The sequence below is a fragment of the Streptomyces sp. NPDC059477 genome (assembly GCF_042749375.1).
Taxonomy (GTDB): domain Bacteria; phylum Actinomycetota; class Actinomycetes; order Streptomycetales; family Streptomycetaceae; genus Streptomyces.
In genome coordinates, this window is sequence record NZ_JBHYUG010000054.1 from 1 (window position 1) to 3,528 (window position 3,528).

The 3,528-nt window shown below is 69.3% G+C and carries 3 protein-coding genes and 2 pseudogenes; 2 read left to right on the forward strand and 3 right to left on the reverse strand.

Features of this window, described 5'->3' with window-relative positions; all coding sequences use genetic code 11:
• Positions 1-106, forward strand: a pseudogene (locus ACFXAZ_RS24905) (IS5/IS1182 family transposase); the annotation flags it as partial.
• Positions 107-124: 18 nt separating this feature from the next.
• On the opposite strand, the pseudogene ACFXAZ_RS24910 reads toward ACFXAZ_RS24905, so the two are convergent.
• The 3 genes and pseudogenes from ACFXAZ_RS24910 to ACFXAZ_RS24920 all read right to left on the reverse strand — a co-directional run.
• Positions 125-355: pseudogene (locus tag ACFXAZ_RS24910) on the reverse strand (LacI family transcriptional regulator); the annotation flags it as partial.
• 25 nt (positions 356-380) lie between these two features.
• Positions 381-737, reverse strand: a complete 357-nt coding sequence (locus tag ACFXAZ_RS24915) for a helix-turn-helix domain-containing protein (protein WP_384595328.1) — start codon at positions 735-737, stop codon at positions 381-383.
• 129 nt (positions 738-866) lie between these two features.
• On the reverse strand, positions 867-1,394 hold the full coding sequence (locus tag ACFXAZ_RS24920) for a helix-turn-helix domain-containing protein (RefSeq protein ID WP_384595331.1): 528 nt from the start codon (positions 1,392-1,394) through the stop codon (positions 867-869).
• 267 nt (positions 1,395-1,661) lie between these two features.
• Between ACFXAZ_RS24920 and ACFXAZ_RS24925 the strand changes: the two genes are divergently transcribed.
• On the forward strand, positions 1,662-2,927 hold the full coding sequence (locus ACFXAZ_RS24925; protein ID WP_384595334.1) for a DUF3631 domain-containing protein: 1,266 nt from the start codon (positions 1,662-1,664) through the stop codon (positions 2,925-2,927).
• Positions 2,928-3,528 lie beyond the last annotated feature (601 nt).

Below are 3,528 nucleotides of genomic sequence, written 5' to 3' on the forward strand. Positions count from 1 at the left end.
CCGGCTCAAGCAGAACAAAGCCCTCGCCACCCGCTACGACAAACGAGCCCACCACTACCAAGCCCTGGTCACCCTCGCCTGCCTGCGACTATGGCCCCCCACCTGACACTGCGGACACGCCCTAGGCGGCGTACCAGCGGCCCGCGTACTCGCCGAAGGTCTCCAGGCCGAGCGCCGGGTCACGCCAGTCGCCGCGCTGGTACTTGTTCTCGGCCTCGCTTGCGGCGCGCTGGGCTTCGCCCTTGGTCGCGAACTTGATCGTCTTGCCGTTCTCGTCGACGACCGTGAGGTGTCTGCCGGGCTCGGTCTTGTACCGACCGCGCCAGTAGTTTCCGCGCTTCTCCGCGAAACCCACGTTTCTTCTCCCTCCCCTCGTCGAGCTATGCGGCGGTCCCGAAGCGGCTCTGGCGGGCTCGGCGAGGCAGCCGGGCGCGGAGCCGGGACGTGGGCACAGCAGCGGGCGAGGAGGAAGTGGGAGGACTGAGCGGCGATGCGGCCGACACTCGCTGCTGCGGGACGGCGGGGCGAGCCTCGTGCATACGGATCATCTCCGCGAGGTGCTCAGCGGTGAAGCGGTAGGCGCGGCCGACGCGGGTGAAGGGAATGAGCCGTCGACGGGCGCGATCCTTGACCCACCAGGCGGAGCAGCCGAGGAAGGCGGCGACCTCCTCCGGGAGGTAGAGACGCGGCAGAGCGGCGTCAGAGTTCAGGGCAGGGGGTATCGCCTGTCGGCGCAAAGGGGGTGTCCTGTTCTGGCCAGGTGGTGTGGGGCGGCAACCCCGGCCTGGCCGGTCGATCGTTAGGGATGGCGTGGTGTGTTGCCCGCGCCTGGGGTTTGCAGAACCAGGCTGGGCGTTGAGGAGGGGCTACTCCTCGGGGGAACCGGCGTGGCCGGTGTCGGGCCTCGGGCCTCCGGGGGTGGGCCCGTGCGTGGCGAGGTTGGCCTGCATGAACGCTTCGGCGATGGCGTTGGAGACCATGACCTCGGCCTCTTCGCTGATGTCGGGATGTTCGGCGATGTACGCGTCGAAGGCGTCGCGGGCCTGGGTGAAGGCGTGGTTCGCTCGCTGGGTCTCCCGGTGGGCGGCCACGACGTCGTCGATGAGTTCCATGGCGCGGGCCTTGGCCGCGAGCCTCGGAGGGCCGACGAGGTTGCGCAGGGAGACGCCGAAGACCTCGGCGAACCCGATGGCCTCGTCGAGGTTGATCCGGCGTTTGCGATTCTCGATCCGCCAGACCGCCGACGGGTTCATGTCGAAGCCGGCCTCGTTGAGGCGGTCGGACAGGGCGTTGGTGCTCCACCCACGGGCCTCACGCTCCAGCTTGATCCGGACCGCGACGTTCTCCTCGCCACTGAGCAGAACGCCCTCTTGGCCGTCGTCCACCGTGAACACGTCCTTCCATGCGTGCAGGGCTGACCGTTCCCGGCTACCCCACAACCGCAACATGGATTCTGCGAGATGCAGAATACTACTGCGATTCGCAATTCCTGTGACATGCTTGCAGGGCAGGACACGACCACGCCGACGAAGAAGCCCCCCGATGCCATCGGCACCAGGGGGCTCAAGCGCAAACCTCTCAACCGCCATCCCTAGCGATCGACCCGCGAGGCCGGGATTGCCGTCCCATATGGCCCGCGAGCAGAGGAGCTGAAGCCCAGTATGACCGACTCTCAGCCGAACACGCCATCCCTCGCCCAAGCCGCTGCCGCGAGGTCTGCACTATGGCATCCCGTCGCCGTCCCCGGTCAGCCGGGCAGCACCACTCCGGCCGAGCCCACCCGCAGTGAGAAGCCCGAGGCGAACGGCCATGTCGAGCCGCTGTCCGAGGGCGCGCGGATTCTGTCTGACCTCCGGGGGCAGGTCAAGCGGTTCGTGGTGCTCCCGAGCGAGGAGGCGGTGACCGCGGTCACCCTGTGGGTGGCGGCCACCCACCTACAAACCGCGTGGCAGCACGCACCCCGCCTCGCGGTGGTCGGACCGGCGAAGCGGTGCGGCAAGTCGCGACTCCTGGACGTGGTGACCGAGACCGCGCACTCACCGCTGATCACGGTCAACGCCAGCCCGGCGGCCATCTTCCGGTCGATCACCGAGAACCCGCCGACCCTGCTGGTCGACGAGGCCGACACCCTCTTCGGCACCCTCAAGGCCGCCGAGCGCAACGAGGACCTGCGCGGCCTCCTCAACGCCGGTCACCAGCGCAACCGCCCCACCCTGCGAGTGACCGGCCCCGAACACAAGCCGGTCAAGTTCCCCACCTTCGCCATGGCCGCCCTCGCCGGCATCGGCGACCTTCCCGACACGATCATGGACCGCTCCGTCGTCGTCCGGATGCGCCGCCGGGCAGCCGGTGAGACCGTGGCCGCCTTCCGCACCGGCCGCGACACCCCCGCCCTCAACGCGATACGCGACCGCCTCACCGCGTGGCTCCACCCCCAGCACGCACAGGCAATGGACATGGAACCGGTCATGCCGGTCGAAGACCGCGCCGCCGACACCTGGGAACCCTTGATCATCGTCGCCGACCTCGCCCAGGGCGAATGGCCCACCCTCGCTCGTGCCGCCTGCCGGACCATGACCGCCCATGAGGCCGGGCAGGACGAGGACGGAGCTCTGCGCACCCGGATCCTGACCGACATCCGCCGCGTCTTCGCCGCCGAAGGCGACCCGGCCTCACTGCGCACCGGTCGCCTCATCGAACAGCTCAACGCCGACCCCGAAGCCCCCTGGGCCGAATACGGACCCCACAGGCTGACCCCGCGCGGTCTGCAACTGCTCCTGAAGGACTACGGGATCAGCTCGGCAAACCACCGCTTCCCCGGCGGAAGCCAGGCCAAGGGCTTCGCCCGCCACCAGTTCACCGACGCCTGGAACCGCTACTGCCCCACACCAGCCCTGAAGCAGGAACCCGCCGAGCCCGGCGCGTAACCCGTATCGACCCGTCCCACCCGTACCTGCCCTGACCAGCAACGGGACGACTGGGACGACTCACCACACCCCAGCCCGGAACACAACCACACCCGCTTGGTCCGCCGGACCGGACCACCGGACCAGGCACGGACCGGACCGCGGACCAGATGTGTACGGACAAAAGTGGTCCGCACGGACCGGACCGGTCCGCGGACCACACATTCCGCAGGTCAACGCGATGCGCTCCGTTCTTGGTCCGCGAGACCACCACCCTGGTCCGCAAGGCTGCGGACCATCTCCGCCATCGCGGACCACACACCGGACCAAGACGACCAGCCACTGGACCACCTGTGGTCGTCCGCTCCGGCCAGTCTCCCGAAGCCGGTCTCCCGCCCCTCACCGACGCCGCCACCAACCGACCCGACCTTCGGCCCGCCCAGCCCTTCAATGACCGCCGCACGGAAAAGGCCCACATGCCCGTCCAGCACAGCGAACGCACCATCGAGCAGCAAGAGGTGACCACACCCACAGCAACCAGCGCAGCAAGGTATGGCGTGGGGGGGGGGGGCCGTCGGGCGGGGCAGCCCTCCCGCACGCTCGCGCGGCGCGGTGGGGGGAG